Source organism: Amycolatopsis eburnea, assembly GCF_003937945.1.
Taxonomy (GTDB): domain Bacteria; phylum Actinomycetota; class Actinomycetes; order Mycobacteriales; family Pseudonocardiaceae; genus Amycolatopsis; species Amycolatopsis eburnea.
The window spans coordinates 300745-319985 of the sequence record NZ_RSEC01000062.1 but is presented as its reverse complement, the minus strand read 5'-3'; the positions used below and the strand labels follow the sequence as shown (position 1 = coordinate 319985).

General features: G+C 73.4%; 15 protein-coding genes. 5 read left to right on the top strand and 10 right to left on the bottom strand.

Annotation, left to right across the window (positions count from 1 at the left end):
• Positions 1-6 precede the first annotated feature (6 nt).
• On the top strand, positions 7-894 hold the full coding sequence (locus EIY87_RS43650) for a hypothetical protein (protein WP_125315863.1): 888 nt from the start codon (positions 7-9) through the stop codon (positions 892-894).
• A gap of 92 nt (positions 895-986) precedes the next feature.
• Here the strand turns inward: EIY87_RS43650 and EIY87_RS43645 are convergent, their stop codons facing one another.
• The 3 genes from EIY87_RS43645 to EIY87_RS43635 form a co-directional block, all read right to left on the bottom strand.
• On the bottom strand, positions 987-1832 hold the full coding sequence (locus EIY87_RS43645) for an NAD(P)-dependent oxidoreductase (RefSeq protein ID WP_125315862.1): 846 nt from the start codon (positions 1830-1832) through the stop codon (positions 987-989).
• A gap of 26 nt (positions 1833-1858) precedes the next feature.
• Positions 1859-2236, bottom strand: coding sequence for a VOC family protein (locus tag EIY87_RS43640; protein WP_125315861.1), 378 nt, complete (start codon positions 2234-2236; stop codon positions 1859-1861).
• A gap of 129 nt (positions 2237-2365) precedes the next feature.
• Positions 2366-3742 (bottom strand): replication-associated recombination protein A, encoded by a 1377-nt coding sequence (locus EIY87_RS43635; RefSeq protein WP_125315860.1) that lies wholly within the window; start codon positions 3740-3742, stop codon positions 2366-2368.
• A 141-nt stretch (positions 3743-3883) separates the two neighbouring features.
• Here EIY87_RS43635 and EIY87_RS43630 point away from each other — a divergent pair, with 141 nt between their 5' ends.
• From EIY87_RS43630 to EIY87_RS43620, 3 genes are all read left to right on the top strand, one after another.
• Complete coding sequence (locus EIY87_RS43630; RefSeq protein ID WP_125315859.1) at positions 3884-4579, top strand: TetR/AcrR family transcriptional regulator; 696 nt, start codon at positions 3884-3886, stop codon at positions 4577-4579.
• A 34-nt stretch (positions 4580-4613) separates the two neighbouring features.
• Complete coding sequence (locus EIY87_RS43625; RefSeq protein ID WP_125315858.1) at positions 4614-5825, top strand: cytochrome P450; 1212 nt, start codon at positions 4614-4616, stop codon at positions 5823-5825.
• 62 nt (positions 5826-5887) lie between these two features.
• Positions 5888-6616: a metallophosphoesterase family protein gene (locus EIY87_RS43620; RefSeq protein WP_125315857.1), complete on the top strand. Its 729-nt coding sequence runs from the start codon at positions 5888-5890 to the stop codon at positions 6614-6616.
• On the opposite strand, the gene EIY87_RS43615 is transcribed toward EIY87_RS43620, so the two are convergent.
• The 7 genes from EIY87_RS43615 to sthA all read right to left on the bottom strand — a co-directional run bounded on the left by EIY87_RS43615 (position 6588) and on the right by sthA (position 16139).
• Positions 6588-7436: an SGNH/GDSL hydrolase family protein gene (locus EIY87_RS43615; protein ID WP_125315947.1), complete on the bottom strand. Its 849-nt coding sequence runs from the start codon at positions 7434-7436 to the stop codon at positions 6588-6590. The two genes, EIY87_RS43620 and EIY87_RS43615, sit on opposite strands and share 29 nt — an antisense overlap.
• A gap of 243 nt (positions 7437-7679) precedes the next feature.
• Positions 7680-8864 (bottom strand): phosphotransferase, encoded by a 1185-nt coding sequence (locus tag EIY87_RS43610; protein ID WP_125315856.1) that lies wholly within the window; start codon positions 8862-8864, stop codon positions 7680-7682.
• 79 nt (positions 8865-8943) lie between these two features.
• Positions 8944-9891 carry a DUF389 domain-containing protein gene (locus EIY87_RS43605; protein ID WP_191984492.1) on the bottom strand — a complete coding sequence of 316 codons (948 nt, stop codon included), beginning with the start codon at positions 9889-9891 and terminating at the stop codon, positions 8944-8946.
• Positions 9891-11666: an aspartate--tRNA ligase gene (aspS, locus tag EIY87_RS43600; protein WP_125315855.1), complete on the bottom strand. Its 1776-nt coding sequence runs from the start codon at positions 11664-11666 to the stop codon at positions 9891-9893. Before aspS ends, EIY87_RS43605 begins: the two co-directional genes overlap by 1 nt.
• A 97-nt stretch (positions 11667-11763) precedes the next feature.
• Positions 11764-12366 (bottom strand): organomercurial lyase, encoded by a 603-nt coding sequence (gene merB / locus EIY87_RS43595; protein ID WP_125315854.1) that lies wholly within the window; start codon positions 12364-12366, stop codon positions 11764-11766.
• 165 nt (positions 12367-12531) lie between these two features.
• Positions 12532-14427, bottom strand: a complete 1896-nt coding sequence (locus EIY87_RS43590; protein WP_191984491.1) for an intein-containing Rv2578c family radical SAM protein — start codon at positions 14425-14427, stop codon at positions 12532-12534.
• 299 nt (positions 14428-14726) lie between these two features.
• The gene (gene sthA, locus EIY87_RS43585; protein ID WP_225440399.1) at positions 14727-16139 is read right to left on the bottom strand and encodes a Si-specific NAD(P)(+) transhydrogenase; all 1413 of its coding nucleotides are present in this window, start codon (positions 16137-16139) and stop codon (positions 14727-14729) included.
• Here sthA and EIY87_RS43580 point away from each other — a divergent pair.
• Positions 16114-19230 carry an ATP-binding protein gene (locus EIY87_RS43580; RefSeq protein WP_225440398.1) on the top strand — a complete coding sequence of 1039 codons (3117 nt, stop codon included), beginning with the start codon at positions 16114-16116 and terminating at the stop codon, positions 19228-19230. The genes sthA and EIY87_RS43580 overlap by 26 nt on opposite strands.
• The last annotated feature ends 11 nt before the right edge of the window (positions 19231-19241 follow it).

Below are 19241 nucleotides of genomic sequence, written 5' to 3'. Positions count from 1 at the left end.
TGGGCGATGGCACACGACGACGGACCCGGGCGCCGGGTCCTTTCCGGGCCGGGCGGCGCGGCGGCCGACGTGCTGGCCGCGTTGCCCGGCGCCGACCTGACCACGGTGCAGCTGGAGATCGCGCGCCGCCGCGCGGCCCGGGTGTCCGGTCCCGACGTGCTGCGGCGGCACCGCGACGACCGGTTCGCGGCGCCGAGCCCGCTGCCGTTCGCCCTGCTGCGCCGGGTCGAAGACGCCGCGCTCGGCGCCGCAACGGGCTTCGACCTGGTGCCCCTCTCGCCGCTCGTCCCGCTCGGCACCCATTCGGCGGTGGCCGGGGTGGCCCAGCACCGGGTGGTGCCGACCGGCCGCGGCACCGAGGTCGCCGCCGACCCCACCACCGGCCTGGCCCTGGAGGCGGCGGTCCGGCGCTCGTCGGCGGACGTCGTCCGCCTGGCCTCGGTGCAGCGCGTGGTGCGGGCCCAGCAGGTCCCGGCGGGGCTGTTCGCGCACTTCTCGCTGTTCGGTGCGGTGACGGCCGGCCGGGACTCCGGCGACCTGGCCTTCGAGCGGCAGCACTGGGCCGAGCACGCCCGGCTGCTGGCCGAGGCCTGCCGGACGCTGGGCGCGGCCGCGGTCGAGCTGGCCGTGACCGTGCTCGACCCCCGGTTCGAGGGCCTGCTCGATGCGGTGCCGGACGTGCCGGTCCGCCCGTTCCCGGACCGCGAAGGCGGCCGAGGTGGGTACTACGAGGGCCTCTGCTTCAAGGTGTACGCGTCCTTCGGCGGCGAGCTCGCCGAAGTGGGCGATGGCGGCTTCACGCCGTGGACGCGGCGGTTGCTGGGGAACGCGAAGGAACGGCTGATGACGAGCGGCCTGGGCGTGGACCGCCTGGCGACACTCCTCCCGGCCTGAAGCGCCCCAAGGTGGCCTTGGTTGCGTCTTGCGCACCGAAGGCCGCCTTGGGTGCGTCTGACGCACCCAAGGCCACATTGGGGCGCTTGGGCTCAGCACTCCTTCCGCACCGCGCGGTAGAGCGCCGCCATGTCCTCGTCGCCGTGACCCGCTTCGACGGCGGCCTCCAGGTGGGACAGCGCCGCGCGGGCGCCCGCCACGTCGACGTCCTCGCCCGCGGCCTCCACCACCAGGCGCGCGTCCTTCGCCGCCAAGCCCGCCGGGAACGACGGCGGGTATTCGCCCGACAGCATCGCCCCGCCCTTCACGTGCGCGTAGCCGACGTCCAGGCTCCCGCCCTCGATCGTCTCCAGGAACAGCGACGGGTCGACCCCCAGCGCCGCCGCCAGGCCGAGGCTCTCCGCCGTGGCGTTGGTCAGGGCCAGCACCCACGCGTTCAGCACCAGCTTCAGCCGGCTGCCCCGGCCCGCCGGGCCGAGCCACTGCGTCTTCACGGCGACCGCGTCGAACACCGGCGTCGCCTTCGGGCGGGCTTCCTCCGGGCCGGACGCCAGGACCTGCAGCTGCGCCTGCTCGGCGGGCTGGCGCGTACCGAGCACGGGGGCGTCGACGAACACGACGCCTGCCTGCTCCGCCGCCGCGGCGAGGCGGTCGGTCCAGTCGAGGCCGACCGTGCTCATCTGCAGCCACAACGTCCCCGAAGCGGGCGAAGCGGCTTCGAACGCTTCGGCCACCGCGGGACCGTCGGCGAGCATCGTCACGAGGATGTCCGCGCCCTCGGCGGCCGAAGCCGCCGAATCGGCGACCGTGGCGACGTCGGCCAGGGGCTCGGCCTTGGCCCGCGTCCGGTTCCAAACCCGGACGTCGAGGCCCGCCTTCGCGATGTTGGCCGCCATCGGGGCGCCCATGATCCCGGTTCCCAGGAAAGCGACAGTCATGCCCTCAGCGTGCCCAGCGGACGCGCTCAGTAATCACCGAGGAGGCAGAACGGGTGGCCCACCGGGTCGGCGTAGACGCGCCAGCCGCGGCCGCCGAGGTCCGGGTCCAGGAGCCGGCCGCCGTTCGCCAGGACGACGTGGTGGGACTCGCGGAAGTCGTCGACCTCGAAGTCGAGGTGGAACTGCTGCGGGAAACCGGGGTCCGGCCAGCGCGGCGGCCGGTAGTCGAGCGACCGCTGGAAGCCCAGGACCAGCCCGTCCACGTGCAAGGTCGACCAGTCCTCGTCGACCCGCCACCGCGGATCGGGCCGGTCCACCTCGCCGCCGAGCAGAGCCTGGTAGAAGCGGGCGAGCGCGACCGGTTCCGGGCAATCGAGGACGATGCACTGCAGCGTCGCGGGCACGGGTTCGCCTCCTGCGGTCACCGGGACCCGGTTCGGGTCACCTCAAGGCGCGAAGCTTACGAAACCCGATGATCTTGGACGCCGCGGCCCGCTTCGGTGATCAACCACCCGTGCATCGTTCCGCCGCGGTCACTTTTCCCCGCGGATCGTCCGGCGCAGCTTGGGGACGCGCTCGGCGAGCGTGCGCTCGGCCCCGCGCTGGGTCGGCTCGTAGTAGTCCCGGCCGACCAGCTCGTCCGGCGGGTACTGCTGCGCCAGCACGCCTTCCGGCACGTTGTGCGGGTAGCGGTAGCCCTGGGCGTTGCCGAGCTTCTTGGCGCCCGCGTAGTGCCCGTCGCGCAGGTGCGGCGGGACGGTGCCGGCCAGCCCGGCGCGGACGTCGGCCAGCGCCGCGTCGATGCCCGTGATGACCGCGTTCGACTTCGGCGCGGTGGCCAGGTGGATCGTCGCCTGCGCCAGCGCGAGCCTGCCTTCGGGCATGCCGATGAACTGGACGGCGTGCGAAGCCGCGACCGCCGCCTGCAGGGCCGTCGGGTCGGCCATCCCGATGTCCTCGCTCGCGTGCACGACCAGCCGCCGGGCGAGGAAGCGCGGGTCCTCCCCCGCCTCGATCATCCGGGCCAGGTAGTGCAGCGCGGCATCGACGTCGGAGCCGCGGATGGACTTGATGAACGCGCTGATCACGTCGTAGTGCTGGTCGCCGTCGCGGTCGTAGCGCACCGCCGCCTTGTCCACAGTGGACTCGACGATGGCGAGGTCGATCGCCTTCGCCTCGGTGGCCGAGGCCGCGTCCGCCGCCGCCTCCAGCGCCGTGAGCGCGCGGCGCGCGTCCCCGCCCGCGAGCCGGACGAGGTGGGCGCGCGCGTCCTCGCTCAGCGTCAGCTCGCCCCCGAGGCCGCGTTCGTCGGCCAGCGCGCGCTCCAGCAGCCGCGTGATGTCGTCGTCGGTCAGCGGGCGCAGCTGCAGCACCAGCGACCGCGACAGCAGCGGCGAGACGACCGAGAACGACGGGTTCTCGGTGGTCGCCGCGACCAGCAGCACGGTGCGGTCCTCGACCGCGCCGAGCAGCGCGTCCTGCTGGGTCTTGGAGAAGCGGTGCACCTCGTCGATGAACAGCACGGTGTTTTCGGCGTTGTACTGGCGCCGCCGCCGGGCCTCCTCGATGACCCCGCGGACCTCCTTGACGCCCGCCGAAAGCGCGGACATCGCGACGAACCGGCGGCCGGTGGCGATCGAGACGAGGTTGGCCAGGGTGGTCTTGCCGGTGCCGGGCGGGCCGTAGAGCAGCACGGAAGCCGGCGCCGCCCCTTCGACCAGCCGCCGCAGCGGGGCGCCCTCGCGCAGCAGGTGCTGCTGGCCGACGACCTCGTCGAGCGAACGCGGCCGCATCCGGACGGCCAGGGGCGAGCTCGCCGGGTCCGCCTGCGGTTCGCCGGCGTTCGACCCCGTCGGTTCCGGCGGGGGCGCCAGATCGGCGTTCACGGTGAAGAGCTCGTCCTGTGCCACACCGATGACGTTAACCGACGGCACCGACAGAACCGCTTGCCGTGGCACCGGTGGCCGCGCTACCGTCGTGATGACCGGTTGACCGAAAGTGCGATTCTGGTCAACAGGTCAAAAGTTCAACGAACCCGCAGGTGGAACCGCATGAGTCATCCGAACCGCGAGCGCGCCGACCGCATCCTGGACGCGGCGGGCGAGCTGCTGCTGCGCATGGGCTACCGCAAGGTGGCGATCGACGACATCGCGCGCGCGGCCGGCATCGGCAAGGGCACCGTCTACCTGCACTGGCGCACCAAGGAACTGCTGTTCCAGGCGCTGATGATGCGCGAATCGGCCGACCTGACCGACGAGATCCTGGCGGCGATCAAGGCCGACCCGGCGATGATCCTGCCGCACCGGATGATCTCGGCGTCGTTCCTGGTCACCCATCGCCGTCCGCTGGTGATGGCGATGCTGCGCGGCAACGCCGAGATGTTCGGCTCGCTCGGCGACCTCGCCCTGCGCAAGCAGCAGGACGAGCTGCGCGGGCAGTTCGAGGACGCGATGCTCCGGCGCGGGCTGATCCGCGCGGACGTCCCGAACGTCACCTACGCGCTGAACGCCGCGACGCTCGGCTTCTACCTCGGCGACACGCTCTCCGACGAGTTCGAGGGGATCGCCCTCGAGGAGAAGGCGGCCGTCCTCGCGCACATCATCCGCACCGCGTTCGAACCGGCGGGGGAACCCGATCCCGTGGCCGTGGCGGACGTGGCGGCGGAACTGGGTTCGGCGCTCGAGGCGCTCGTTTCGGGCTACCGGCAAGGGATCTACGCACACGATCCCGCCAAGGCCCCCGGCTGATCCCGGGGCCGCACAGGGGAAAGAAGGGGCGGACATGACCACCACACAAGCGGACACCTGGGGACTCCACGAATCCCAGTTCTGGCTGCGGGGGAAGCAGCCGGAGGCGCGGGTGCACCACGCGCCCGAGCTCGGCTTCTGGAACGTCTACGGGCACCCGGAGGCCGAAGAGGTCCTCCGCGACCCGGCGACGTACTCCTCGGACACCACCCGGCTGGTGCCGAAGGAGATGATGCAGGACGCCGACCTGAAGGAGATGTCGGCGGGCAACCTGCTGCAGCTGGACCCGCCGCTGCACAACAAGATGCGCAAGCTCGTCAGCCGCGCGTTCACGCCGAAGGTCGTCGCGGACCTGGAACCGCGCATCGCCGCGGTGACGAACGAAATGCTCGACGCGGCCGGCGGCGACGGACGGCTCGAACTGGTCGAAGACCTGGCCTACCCGTTGCCGGTGATCGTGATCGCGGAGCTGCTGGGGGTCCCCGCGAGCGACCGGTACCTGTTCAAGGGCTGGGTGGACAAGCTGTTCGACTCCTCGGAGCAGTTTTCGCTGAAGGAGCAGACGAAGTCCCAGGAGGAGTCGGTCGCGAAATCACTGGAAGGCCAGAAAGCGCTTGCCGAATACCTCGGCGCGCACGTCGACGAACGGCGGAAGCAGCCGCGGGAGGACCTGCTGACGAAGCTCGTCGAGGCCGAGGTCGACGGGGAACGGCTGACGCGCAACGAAGTCGTCAACTTCGCGAACATCCTGCTGCTGGCCGGGCACATCACCACCACGATGCTGCTCGGGAACGCGGTGCTGTGCCTGGACACGCACCCGGAGTGGGACCGGCGGGTGCGCGCGGACCGCTCGCTGCTGCCGGCGACGATCGAAGAGTCCCTGCGGTACCTCTCGCCGTTCGCGGCGGTGGCCCGCACGGCGACCCGCGAGGTGGAGCTGGGCGGGGTGACCGTGCCGCCGGACCAGATGCTGCTCGTGTGGGTGGCGGCGGCCAACCGCGACGACCGGGTGTTCACCGACCCGGACACGTTCAACCCGCTGCGCGACCCGAACCCGCACCTGGCGTTCGGCCGCGGGATCCACTTCTGCATCGGGGCGCCGCTCGCGCGGCTCGAAGGCCGGGTGGCGCTGAGCATCCTGTTCGACCGCTACCCCGCGCTGCGCACGATCCCGGGTGAACCGCCGAAGTTCCAGATCAACCCGAACATGACCGGGGTGCGCGAGCTGCCCCTCACCATCGGGTAGCACCGGTTGCGCCCTGGGCGAAAACCCTCGCCCAGGGCGCTGCCGTGCCCGAAGGTGGACCGATGACGGTGGCGGTGTTGTCCGACGTCCACGGGGTGCTGCCCGCGCTCGAGGCCGTCCTGGCGGAGCCGGACGTCGAGGTGGCGGACCGGATCGTGCTGCTCGGCGACGTCCTCGCCGGGCCGATGCCGGTCGAGACGCTGACGCGCCTGGAATCGCTCGGCTCCCGGGCGGTGTGGGTGCGCGGCAACGCCGACCGAGAGCTGGCGGCGTCCGCGCGCGGGGCCGGCGACTTCGTCCCGGACCCGATCTTCCCGTGGGCGGCCCGGCAGCTGCGGCCGGGCGATCTGCCGTTCCTGGACGCGCTTCCCCTGACCGTGAGCCTGGACGGCGTGCTGTTCTGCCACGCGACCCCGCGGGACGACAGCGAAATCGTGCTCGTCGACAGCCCGCTGGAGCGCTGGGCGGAGGTGCTGGCGGGGGTCACCGAGGACGTCGTGGTCTGCGGGCACACGCACATGCCGTTCGTGCGGCTGGCCGACCGGCGGCTGATCGTCAACCCGGGCAGCGTCGGGATGCCCTACGGCGCAAGGGGTGCGCACTGGGCCCTGCTCGGCGACGGCGTCGAGCTGCGGCGCACGGAGTACGACGCCGAAGCGGCGTGCCGGTTCCTTGCCGAGCACTGCGCGTACCCGGACATCGAAGCGTGGGCGGACTTCTTCGTCCGCAACCCGGCTTCGGACGCCGAAGCGCTGCGCGTGTTCAGCGGGCGCGGAACGAGTTCCACATGATGACCGCGGCGTAGGGCAGGAACTCGCGGCCGCGGCGCCACAGCCACGGGATCCCCTTGAGCACCAGCCACCCCACGTGCCCCGCGGCGCTCGGCTCGACCCCGCCGCTGCAGGTGAGGCTCACCGGCTCCGGCACGGCGAACCCGGCGCCGGCGAGCAGCCCGGTGAAGCCCTCGGCGAGCATGCGGTGCCCGAGTTCGGACGGGTGCAGGCGATCGACGCTCCACGACGCCAGCTCGTAGGCGCCGGGCAGCCGGTCGAGGTCGAGGCAGAGCACGCCTTCGCGGGCGACGACCTCGTCGATGGCCGCGTTGAGCTCGGCGACCCGGGCGCTGAGCGCGCGCTTGAGCGACGGCGGGAGGCGGAAGACCTTGCTGTGGTCGTGGAACCGCACGGGCACCACGGTCGTCCCGGCTTCGCGCAGCCGGTGGATCACGGCGGTGAGGTCGGCGGCGATCTTCGCGGCATCGAAGTCGGGCCGGAGCGTGTCGTTCATCCCGGCGACGAGCAGCGCGACATCCGGCCGGTGCGCGACGGCGGCGGGCACCTGCTCGGTGAGCACGCACCGCATCCGCGCGCCGGTGAAGGAGGGGTTGAGGTACCCGTCGTCGTCGACCCCGAGCGCGGCGGCGACCAGCGGGCCGACCCCGCGCCACCCGCCCCGCCGGGGCAGCGGATCCCCCAGCCCGACCGCGGTGGAGTCGCCGAGCACGACCAGCCGCCGCGCTTGCTTGAGGGCGTGGTCCGGCACGGCGGCGAGCGGCGGCCGGGAGGGTTCGGGAGTGACTTCGACACTGATCACGGTCACGCCCCCGACCATCGGCCACGGAGGCTCACGGCCGGTGAGGACGAGGTAACGCGACTCCGACACCGCGCCTAATTCTTGACGCTCACCTCACAAGTGCCGGAAAAGTCCCGTTCGCCGCCGCCGCACGCGCCCCGCCCTCCCTGGGGGCTGCCCTCGTCCAGCGTATCGGCGAGGTCCGACAAGACCGGCGCGGAAAAGGCGCCGCCGCCCGGCTTGTCCACAGCACCGCCCGGTTGTGGACAAGCCGAACCGGGCTCAGCGGAACGCCGGGTAGAACGCCAGGTCCGCGTGCGGTCCCAGCTTCGCCGCCAGTGCCGCCGCCACCCGGGCCGCGAACTCCGACACCGCCGTCATCCGCACGTACCCCGCGTGCTTGGCCAGATCCCGCCACCAGGTCACGAACGCCGCCTCACGGCTCACCGGGGCCGCGTGCCGGGACAGGTCGAGGGACGCCAGCTCCTCCCCCGTGATCAGCCACACCCGCAGCAGCTCGCTGGTGGTCAGGTGCGCCGCCAGCGCCTCGTCGTCGGCGAACGCCGGCCAGACGCCCACCACCTCCGCGCGCCAGGCCGCGATCATCGCCTCGCTCATGCCCGCCGGGAGGGCGAGCGCGTCCGGCCAGCTCGCGAACGGCAGCCTCAGGTGCGCCGCGTCGATCAGGGCCGAGCGGACGCAGCCGTACTCGAAGTCCAGGAAACGCACGCCCTCGCCGGTCACCAGGTTGTTGTCCGGGCTGAGCTCGACCGGGCTGAACGCGCGGAAGCCCGCCGAGCGGGACTGCTCAAGCGCCGCCGTGACCTGGGCGCGGACCGCGTCCGGGACCGGGATGCCCAGGCGCTCCTGGATCAGGGACGGCACGCGCGCGCACTGCTCGTCGACGCCGCTTTCGTCCTCTTTCGCCGGGCCGCCGAGGCGCCGGAGCAGGGCGTTGAAGTCCGCTTCGCGGCCCGCCGTGCTCGCGTGCAGCCTGCCCAGCGAGCGGGCCCAGGACAGCAGCGCGCGCTCGGCCGCGCGGGAGTCGCGCGCGTAGAGCTTGTCCTCCAGCGTCGGGGTGCGGCCGAGGTCCTCCAGCACCAGCGCGCGGTCCCGGCCGTCGTGGGCGAGCAGCTCCGGGCACATCCGCTCGTCCGGGGCCAGCGCCGTGAACAGCTGGTAGCTGACCGCCTCCTGGGCGAACGGGTCGGCGCCCGGGCCCGGCGGGTCCGGGTAGTGCTTGACGACCACCGTGCGCGGCAGCGCGAACGACGACGACACCACCCGCGCGCGGACCACCGTCGCCGGCCCGCTCCCCGCGAGGTCCTCGGGGGCGACCAGGGTGATCGCGCTGCCGAACCGGCGCGAGAGAACGGACTCGCCCGCCGCGACCGCCGCGGCGACGGCGAGCTGCTCGGCTCCTGCCCCGACCCCAGCGTCGCCGGAGGAGGAGGTGTCGACTGTCATTGGCACCGACCCTACTCGTGACTGAGCAACCATGACTACTGACATCCGGACAAGAAGACGCATCCCACCCGGATACGGGTCACCCGCGTGAAAGCGGACGCATCCCCACGGGTGAACGTTGCCCATTCCGGCGCACGATCAACACAATGGCCGCTGCTGCAACGATTCCGAGAAGGTTCACGAGCAGCTGACCCACCGATTGGACGCATCGGCTCCACTCCCCCGCCACGGCCGCCACCATCGCGTAACCCGCGGCGGGAACCGTCGTCACGGAGATGAACACGCCCACCAGCGCGGCCGATTTCGCCGACGTCATGGCCAGCATCCCCGCGGCGCCGGCCAGCATCGCCACGACCAGGGACGGCACCCCGACCGAGAAGACGAAGTCGACGTCGCTGTGCTGCTTCAGCTCGAACGCCTTTTCGCCGAAGACGTCGGTCGCGCGCACCAGCAGCGCGCCACCCAGCGTCACGGCCATCGCCAGCGGGAAGCCGACGCCGAGCGCGGCGCCCGCGAGCCGGACGAGGTCCCAGCGCCGCAGCACCACCCCCACCGCGAGCGCGGCGAGCGGGCCGAACTCCGGCCCGACGACCATCGCGCCGACGATCGTCACCGCGGAGTCCGTCAGCACGCCGACCGCGGCCAGCAGGCAGGCGATGGTGAGGAAGGCCAGGAACGTCACGTTCAGCCGCGACTCCTCGCCGGTGCGCGCGAGCAGCTCCTCCCACACCACGGCGTCCGCGCCCTCGCCCGGCGCGGCCTCTTCCGCCCGGTCGGCGGCGTCCGAAAGCGCCGTGTCGAGCGCTTCGAGCGTGATGCCACCGGTGTGGTCGAGCTCGAGCACGCACAGCGCCTCGAGGATCTCGTCCGCCGCCTCGCGCGCGATGTCGGCCTCGACCAGGTCGCCTTCGGGCGAGACGGCGGCACCGCGGTGCACGACCAGGTGCGCCGTCCCGGCGTGGGCCCGCAGGATGCCGAGCGCCTCGGCGGTCTTCTCCGGCGGGCACACGGCCCTGAGGTGCAGCACTAGTTCTGCGGGGCGGGGGCCGGCTTCGCGTCGATGCCGGCTTCCTTGCGCTGCTGCGCCGTGATCGGGGCCGGCGCCGCGGTCAGCGGGTCGTACCCGCCGCCGGTCTTCGGGAACGCGATCACGTCACGCAGCGAGTCGGCCTTGGCCAGCAGCATGACGATGCGGTCCCAGCCGAAGGCGATGCCGCCGTGCGGCGGGGGGCCGAAGGCGAAGGCGTCGAGCAGGAAGCCGAACTTCTCCTGCGCCTCCACGTCGCTGAGGCCCATCAGGTTGAACACGCGCTTCTGGACGTCGCCGCGGTGGATACGGATCGAGCCACCGCCGATCTCGTTGCCGTTGCAGACGATGTCGTAGGCGTAGGCCAGGGCGTTGCCCGGGTCCTGCTCGAACTTGTCGATCCACTCCGGGGTCGGCGAGGTGAACGCGTGGTGCACGGCGGTCCACTTGCCGGAGCCGACGGCGACGTCGTCGCCGATGTCCTCGACCGGCGCGAACAGCGGCGCGTCGACGACCCACACGAACGACCAGGCGTTCTCGTCGATCAGGCCGAGGCGCTTGCCGATCTCGTCGCGTGCGGCGCCCAGCAGCGGCTGCGTGCTCGACGCCTTGCCCGCGGAGAAGAAGATGCAGTCGCCCGGCTTGGCGCCCGCCGCGGCGGCGACGTTCTCGCGCTCGGTCTCCGACAGGTTCTTCGCGACCGGGCCGCCGAGCGTGCCGTCCTCGTTGACCAGGATGTACGCGAGGCCGCGCGCGCCGCGCTGCTTCGCCCACTCCTGCCACGCGTCGAGCTGGCGGCGGGGCTGGTCGGCGCCGCCCGCCATCACGACCGCGCCGACGTAGGGCGCCTGGAACACGCGGAACGGCGTGTCGGCGAAGAACTCCGTCATGTCGGTGATCTCGAGGTCGAAGCGCAGGTCCGGCTTGTCCGAGCCGTACTTGGCCATCGCCTCGTGGTAGGTGATGCGCGGGATGGGCCGCGGGATCTCGTGCCCGATCAGCTTCCACAGCGCCGAGACGATCTGCTCGCCGATGTCGATGACGTCGTCCTGCTCGACGAAGCTCATCTCGATGTCGAGCTGGGTGAACTCGGGCTGGCGGTCGGCGCGGAAGTCTTCGTCGCGGTAGCAGCGGGCGATCTGGTAGTACCGCTCCATGCCGCCGACCATGAGCAGCTGCTTGAACAGCTGCGGCGACTGCGGCAGCGCGTACCAGGAGCCGGGCTTGAGCCGGGCCGGGACCAGGAAGTCGCGCGCGCCTTCGGGCGTCGAGCGGGTCATCGTCGGGGTCTCGATCTCGACGAAGTCCTGGGCGTGCAGCACCTCGCGCGCGGCGCGGCTGACCTCGCTGCGCAGGCGCATGGCGGCGGCCGGGCCGCTGCGGCGCAGGTCGAGGTAGCGGTGCTTGAGGCGGACCTCTTCGCCGACGTCGACCCGGTCGTCGATCGGGAACGGCAGCGGCGCGGACTCCGAGAGCACCTCGAGCCCGGTGGCCAGCACCTCGATCTCGCCGGTCGGGATCTCGGCGTTGGCGTTGCCTTCGGGGCGCTTCGCGACCTCGCCGACGATCTTGACGCAGAATTCGGAGCGCAGCGCGTGCGCGCGCTCGGCCATCTCGCCTTCGCGGAAGACGACCTGGGCGACGCCGCTGGCGTCCCTCAGGTCGATGAAGATGACGCCGCCGTGATCGCGCCGCCGGGCCACCCATCCGGTGAGGGTGACGGTCTGTCCGGCCTGTCCGGCACGCAGGGTGCCGGCTTGGTGGGTGCGGAGCACTGCGACTGCTCTCCTTCGAGATGGGCTTTCCAGCGGCGGTTGTCGCCACCGCAAGGCTAACGAACAGCCCAGCCTACGACGTCGGCGGGCGCTCGCTTCAGAGGACGTGCCTGGGCCGGGCCTCCAGCGCCGCGACCAGGCGGTGAGCTTGGGCCAGGTAGGCCGCCACCTGGTAGATCCGGCCGCCCGGGTGGGCCACCAGCCAGCTCGCCGCGGCCGACGCCGAGGCGAAGAACGGCTGGCCGGCGCAGGCCACCGCGTCGACGTTCGCCAGGCCGAAGCCGAGGTCGATCGCGGCCACCACCGCGGTCGGCGGGTCGGCCTGCAGGATGCCGTGGCTCGTCAGGTCGATCCGGATGTGGGTGCCGGTGACCGGGCAGACCGCGGCCGCGTGCACGCGCTCGCCGGTGGCGATGGCCAGCAGGAACATGTCGACCGAGCCGTCCGGGCCGGCGCCGAGGGTGCCTTCGGCGGGCTCCGGCCGGTGGTGGGCGCCGCGCGGGGCGGGGCCGGTCGAGACGAGGTCGCGGCGCAGGGTGAAGCCGATCAGCTCGACCAGCCGCCGGGCTTCGGCGGGGGCGACGCCGACGATCGCGGCCAGCCGGTCGACGCCGACGGGGTGCCTGCCGGCCCGGGTCAGCTTCAGCGCGGCCCAGGCGAGCCGGGCGGCCGCGACGCGATCGGTCTGCGAGGTCGTCACCGTCCGCTCCTTCCGGATCGATCCCTTCGACGTTAGGCGCCGGTGACGCCGGACGACAACGGCACGATCGGACATTTTCCCGCAAGCCCGGGACAACGCGGCGCACCGGCCCGGCGATTACGTCGAACGGCGCAGCGCGTCACCCGGATGGTCCACAGTGGACCGTCAGAGCAGGCGCAGCTGCTCGGCGGGCGCGGCCGGTTCCGGGGCGGCCGCCGGTTCGGGGTCGCGAGGGTCGTAGCCGGTTTTCGGGGCCAGCCCGTGCCGCCGCAGCAGGGGCGCGACGCGCTCGGCGAGCCGCTCCCGGTACGCCTTCTGGACGTAGCTGCCCCGCGCGTACAGCTCCCGGTACCGCGGGACGAGCGCCGGGTACGAGCCGGCCAGCCAGCGGCCGAACCACTCGCGGGCGCCGGGCCGCAGGTGCAGCGGGAACACCGTCACGCTCGACGCGCCGACGTCGGCGAGCTGCGCGAACAGGGCGTCGAGGGCCTCGGCGGAGTCGGTCAGCCACGGCAGCACCGGCGCCACCAGCACCGAGCACGGCAGCCCGGCGTCCCGGGCCTTGCGGATCAGCTCGAGCCGCGCCCGCGGGCTCGGCGTGCCGGGTTCGAGGCGGTGCTGGAGCTCGCCGTCGAGCAGCGCGAGCGACACCGCGAGCCCGACCGGCACGTCGGCGGAGACGTCCCGCAGCAGGGGCAGGTCCCGCGCCAGCACGGTGCCCTTCGTGAGCACCGACAGCGGGGTGCCGGAGCGCGCCAGCGCCGTGATGATGCCCGGCATCAGCCGGTAGCGGCCCTCCGCGCGCTGGTACGGGTCGGTGTTGGTGCCCATCGCGACGTGCTCGCGCCGCCACGACGGCTTCTTCAGCTGCGCGGTGAGCACCTGCGGGGCGTTGACCTTGACGACCACCTGGGTGTCGAAGTCGCGGCCGGCGTCGAAGTCGAGGTAGGTGTGGGTGTTCCGGGCGAAGCAGTTGTGGGACACCATGCCGTCGGCGATGAAGTCGCCGGTGCCGGTGGTGATGTCGAACAGCGGCAGCTGCAGGCCCAGCGGCTCGACCGCCTCGACGCGGCGGCGGCTCGCGCCGATCACCGTGCCGTCCAGCGACCGCTTCCACGTCACCGCCGGGTTGCTCACGTGCAGGAACCGCAGCACCTCCCCGGCGCCGCCGAGCAGCCGGACCTCCTGCCGCGACGGGAACTTCGGCACCTCGTCGAGCTGGCGCGCGAAGCCGAACCGCGCCAGCGCGGCGGCTACGGCGTCGGTGATCTCGGGTTCGTCGTGCGCGATCGTGAGGATGCCGCGGCCGTAGCCGCCCGCGAGGTCGAAGACGCCGGCGAGGAACCCGCGCTGCCAGTGCGCGTCCGGGTCCGGCGGCACCTTCAGGAACCCGACGGACGACCCGAAGTCGGGCAGGTACCCGAGTGCGCGGGCGGCGGCGTCGGGCTCGGCGGCGAACCCGCCGGAGCGCAGCATCCCGCAGAGGTACCCGGCGCGGTACCCGAGCGTTTCGTCCGGCGTCGGCGCGAACCGCCCGACGCCGATCAGCTCGGTCCCGGCCTCGAGGTGCGGCCGCTGGGCGGCGCCGAACTTGCTGCCGGTGACGTGCTTCCACCCCTTGCTGGTGAGGAACCGGTGATCCCCGCCGGCGACGAGCCGAGTGCCGTCGTCGAGCGTCACCCGGTAGGCGGCGCGCAAGGTCGTCCAGTGCGCTTCGACCCGGGTCGGCACCAGCCGCCGGGCCGCGCCGTGGCCGCGGGTGCCGTAGAGGGCGTCCCCGACCTCCAGCTCGGCCAGCGCCTTGGTGCGGCCGTCGGCCATCAGGATCCGGGTGCCGCCTTCGAGGCAGTAGGTGCAGGCGTGGGAGCAGCCGCGGTAGGGGTTCACGGTCCAGCCGAACGGCACGCCGGAGCCGGCGGGCACCTTGTTCAGCACCGAGCGCGCGTGCACCTCGTGGAAGGTGACGCCGTCGAATTCCGGTGACCGCACGGAACGCACCAGGCCCTCCAGCCCGGGCAGTGCCGGCTCACCCTCCCCTGCTCGCTGCCGATCCCATCGCACGCGGCCAGTCGAACATATGTTCTAGTCGGGTGTCAAACCGGTTCGGGGCAGGGGAATCGGGTGGTGCTGGTGGGGTTCCTGAGGCGGACCGCGGTGGGGTCCCGGCAAAGTCGCGCCGGCGAGCGGGTGACCGACTGCAGGCCGGCCGCGTGGTCTGCCCGGCGTCGCGGGGATGCCGTGAAAGGGTCGTTCATGTCGTCCGACGAGGTGAACGACTCTTTCATGACATCGCGGAGGGGCGGATCGCCCGTGCTGCCCGAATTTGCCGGGGCCCTGAAGTGCCGCGCCGGACCGCCCGCTCAGGACGAGAAGCGGTCCAGCGCCCGGATCTTGTTCGTCGCGTCCAGCGCCGCCACCTTGTACGCCTCCGACAGCGTCGGGTAGTTGAAGACCGCGTCCACCAGGTAGTCGACCGTCCCGCCGCAGCCCATCACCGCCTGTCCGATGTGGACCAGGTCGGTCGCGCCCGTGCCGAAGACGTGCACGCCCAGCAGCTTCCGGTCCGTCGTGGACACCAGGAGCTTGAGCATCCCGTAGCTGTCGCCGGTGATCTGCCCGCGCGCCAGCTCGCGGTAGCGCGCGATCCCGACCTCGTACGGCACCGACGACGACGTCAGCTGGGCCTCCGTCGAGCCGACGTACGAGATCTCCGGGATGGTGTAGATGCCGATCGGCTGCAGCGCGCCCAGGCCGTTCGCCGGTTCGCCGAACGCGTGGTACGCGGCCAGCCTGCCCTGGTCCATCGACGTCGCCGCCAGTGCCGGGAAGCCGATCACGTCGCCGACCGCGTAGATGTGCGGGACCTCGGTGCGGTAGTTCTCGTCGACGACCAGCCTGCCGCGGCCGTCCGCGGTCAGGCCCGCCGCTTCCAGGTTCAGGTCGCCGGTCATGCCCTGGCGGCCCGCGGAGTACATGACGCCGTCGGCCGGGATGCGCTTGCCGCTGACCAGGGTGGTGATCGTGGCGTCCTCGGACACCGCGACGTCCGCGACCTTCTCGCCGAAGCGGAACGTGACGCCGAGGTCGCGCAACTGGAATTTCAGTGACTCGACGATCTCCGGGTCGCAGAAGTCGAGCATCTGGTCGCGCTGCTCGACCACGGTCACGCGCGAGCCGAGCGCGGCGAACATCGACGCGTACTCGATGCCGATCACGCCGGCGCCGACCACCACGAGCGACGACGGGATCTGCTCGAGCCGCAGGATCTCGTCGGAGTCGAGGACGCGGGCGGCGTCGAAGTCGACGTGGCCGGGCCGCGCCGGGCGGGTGCCGGTGGCGATGACGATGTGGTCGCCGCTCAGCGTCCGGCGGTCGCCCGGGTGCTTGCTCTCGACGACCACGGTGTGCGCGTCGGCGAACGAGCCGGTGCCGGGGATGAGGTCGACGTGGTTGCGCATCAGCTGCGCGCGCACGACCTGGACCTCGCGCCCGACGACGTGCTGGGTGCGCGCGAGCAGGTCGGCGATGGTGATGTCCTGCTTGACGCGGTAGCTCGCGCCGTACAGCTCGCGCTGGTTCATCCCGGTCAGGTAGAGCACCGCTTCGCGCAGCGTCTTGGACGGGATCGTGCCGGTGTTGACGCACACCCCGCCGACCATGTCGTGCCGGTCCACGACCGCCACCCGCTTGCCCAGCTTCGCCGCGGCGATCGCGGCCTTCTGCCCGCCCGGGCCCGAACCGATGACGATGAGGTCGTACTCGTGCTCGCTCACGACGTCGAGCCTGCGCACCCGGGCGCCCCGGCGCAACCCCTGCCCGGTGAAGATCCGCCCGCGACCCGGCGGCCGGACTAGCGTGACCGGGGTGCTGCGCGTTTCGCTGCTGGGCGAGCAGGTGATCGCCGACGACGCGACCGGGGCCGTGCTGACGCGGTCGCCGCGGTCGGTCGCGCTCGTGGCGCACCTCGTCGTGCACGCCGGCCTGGCGCAGCCCCGGCGCCGGATCGCCGGGCTGTTCTGGCCGGACTCCACCGACGCGCAGGCGCTCACGAACCTGCGCCGCGAGCTGCACCAGCTGCGCCGGGTGCTGGGCGATCCGCCGTCCCTGGTGGTCACCGGGCGCGACCTGTGCTGGCGCGACACGCCGTCGAGCCGGGTCGACGTCCGGGAATTCGACGCCGCCTACCGGGCCGCGCTCGCCGCCGAGGACGCCGAGGACGTGCTCACCCACGCCCACGCGGCGCTGGCGGTCCACCGCGGGGAGCTGCTGCCCGGCCTGGCCGACGACTGGGTGCTGGCGGCCCGCGCCGAGCTCGACCGCCGGTGCGTCGAGCTGTGCGACCTGATCTGCCGGACGCCGTCGGGCGACCCCGCCGCCGCGCTGGCCGCGGCCCGGCGCCGGATCCGGCTGCGGCCCCTCGAAGAGACCGGCTACCGGACCCTGATGGGGCTGCAGGCCGACGCCGGGGACCGGGCGGGCGCGGTGAGCACCTACCACCGGTGCGCGTCGGTCCTCGAGCGCGAGCTCGGCGTCGTCCCGGCGGAGCCGACCCGGGCGGCGCTGCGCCGGCTGCTCGCCCGGCCGGGTCCCGAGGTCCGGCGGGCGGCGGCACCCGGGCTCGTCGGCCGGGCCGCGGAGCTGGCCCGGCTCGGCGAGGCGTGGCACGCGGCCGCGGCGGGCCGGGCCGGGATCGTCCTCGTGCGCGGCGACGCCGGGGTCGGCAAGACGCGGCTCGTCGCCGAGCTGGCCGCGCTGGCGGGCGCGGAAGGCGCCGTCGTGGCCACCGGCCGCTGCTTCGGCTCGGCCGGCCGGCTCCCGCTGGCCCCGGTGGCCGAGTGGCTGCGCACGCCGTCGGTGCAGCGGGCGGCGGGGTCCCTGGAACCGGTGTGGCGCGCCGAGGTCGACCGGCTGCTGCCCGCCCCGCGCCCGGCCGCGGGCGGGCACCCCACGGTCGACGCGTGGCAGCGCCTGCGGTTCTTCGAGGGGCTGGCTCGCGCGCTGACCGCCGGCGGGCGGCCGGTCCTGCTGGTGCTCGACAACGTCCAGTGGTGCGACGAAGAGACCGGCGCGTTCCTCGCGTTCTGCCTCGGCCTCCTGCCGGACGCGCCGCTGCTGGTCGCCGGCACGCTGCGCGACGGCCACGTCGACGCCCGGGTCGAGGCCTGGACCGCGCACCTGCGCGCCGAGGGCAGGCTGGCCGAGCTGCCCCTGCGCCCGTTCGACGCCGAGGGCACCGCCCGCCTCGGCGAGGCGGTCGCCGGGCACCCGCTGTCCGAACCGGACCGCGCCCTGCTCCACGCGGCCACCGGCGGGTTCCCGCTGTACGTCGTGGAAGCGTTGCGCACCAACGCTTCCCCGCCGTCCGGACGGCTGAGCGGCGTCCTGCGGGCCCGGCTCGAACAGCCCGGCCCGGCGGCCCGCGAAGTGGCCGGGCTCGCCGCCGCGGCCGGCCGCGACTTCACCCTCGAGCTGCTCACCGAAGCCAGCGACCTCGACGCGGACACCGTCGTCGGCGCGGTCGACGAGCTGTGGCGGCGCCGCATCGTGCGCGAGGTCGGCGGCGGCTACGACTTCACCCACGACCTGCTGCGCGACGCCGCCTACCAGCAGATCAGCCCGCCGCGCCGGTGGCTGCTGCACCGGCGGCTGGCCCAGGGCCTGGAACTGCTGCACGCCGGCGACACCGACGCCGTGGCCGCGCAGCTGGCCGAGCAGTACGCGCGCGGCGGCCGCCCGGACCGCGCGGTCGAGCACTACCGGCGGGCCGCGGCCGTCGCCGCGCGCACCTTCGCCCACGCCGAGGCGATCCGGCTGCTGAAGGAAGCGCTGACGCTCGTCCGCGCCCGCCCGCCGAGCGGCGACCGCGACCGCGCGGAACTCGCCGTCCTCGAAGCGCTCGCCGGCCCGCTCAACGCCCGGCACGGCTACTCCTCCCCCGAGCTGCAGCACACGCTGGAGCGTTCGCTCGAGCTCGCGGAGTCCTCGGGCAGCAAGGATTCCGCGCTCACCGCCCTGCTGGAGCTGTGGTCGTCCCGGTTCGTCCAGGGCCGGACCGCGCAGGCGCACGAGTCGGCCGAACGCGCGCTCACGCTGGTCGCCCCCGGGACGAGCCCCGCGCTCAGCGGCTCGGCGCACTTCATCGTCGCGGGCTCGTCGGTGAGCCTCGGACGCCCGGGCGAGGCGCTGCGGCACTTCGAGCTGGGCGCCGAGCGCACGCGCGGCGCGTCGACGTGGCCGATCGGCACCCGCCCGGACATCCACGGCCCGGCCTGGGCGGCGCACGCCCACTGGCTGCTCGGCCACGACGACGCCGCGGTGGCGAGCAGCGCCGAAGCCGTCGAGCGCGCCCGCGCGGCCGGGCACCCGTACAGCCTGACCATCGCGCTGGCCTACGCCGGCGTCACCCACCAGATGCGCGACGACCGGCCGGCGCTCTGGACGGCCGTCACCGAACTGCACGCGCTGTGCGACCGGTACGGCTTCGCCTACTACCGGGAATGGGCGCTGGTGCTGGGCGGCTGGGCGCGCGGGGGCGAGGCCGGGCTGGCCGCGGCCCAGGAAGGCGTCGCGAACCTCAAGGCCGCGGGGTCCTTCGCCCGGATGCCGTACTGGCTGGCGCTGGTCGCCGCGCTGTCCCCGCCCGAGGCGGCCCGCGCGACGCTGGACGCCGCGCTCGCCGCCGGCGAGGCCCGCGACGACCGCTGGTGGCTGCCGGAGGTGCTGCGGCTGCGGGCCGCGTACGACGCCGATCCGGTCCCCCGCCTGCGCGCCGCCGCGGAGCTGGCCCGGGCCCACGGCAGCGTCGCCCTGCTGCGGCGGGCGGAAGCGGACCTCGGCGTCCGGACCGCCGCGGGACCGTCCTGAACGGACCGAAC

Bases quoted from the DNA above. Each gene is read 5' to 3' on its own strand.
- EIY87_RS43645 (WP_125315862.1), bottom strand. From the start codon at position 1,832: ATGACTGTCGCTTTCCTGGGAACCGGGATCATGGGCGCCCCGATGGCG.
- EIY87_RS43650 (WP_125315863.1), top strand. From the start codon at position 7: ATGGCACACGACGACGGACCCGGGCGCCGGGTCCTTTCCGGGCCGGGC.
- EIY87_RS43580 (WP_225440398.1), top strand. From the start codon at position 16,114: ATGAGGTCGTACTCGTGCTCGCTCACGACGTCGAGCCTGCGCACCCGG.
- EIY87_RS43615 (WP_125315947.1), bottom strand. From the start codon at position 7,436: ATGGTCGGGGGCGTGACCGTGATCAGTGTCGAAGTCACTCCCGAACCC.
- EIY87_RS43620 (WP_125315857.1), top strand. From the start codon at position 5,888: ATGACGGTGGCGGTGTTGTCCGACGTCCACGGGGTGCTGCCCGCGCTC.
- EIY87_RS43610 (WP_125315856.1), bottom strand. From the start codon at position 8,864: ATGACAGTCGACACCTCCTCCTCCGGCGACGCTGGGGTCGGGGCAGGA.
- EIY87_RS43630 (WP_125315859.1), top strand. From the start codon at position 3,884: ATGAGTCATCCGAACCGCGAGCGCGCCGACCGCATCCTGGACGCGGCG.
- EIY87_RS43625 (WP_125315858.1), top strand. From the start codon at position 4,614: ATGACCACCACACAAGCGGACACCTGGGGACTCCACGAATCCCAGTTC.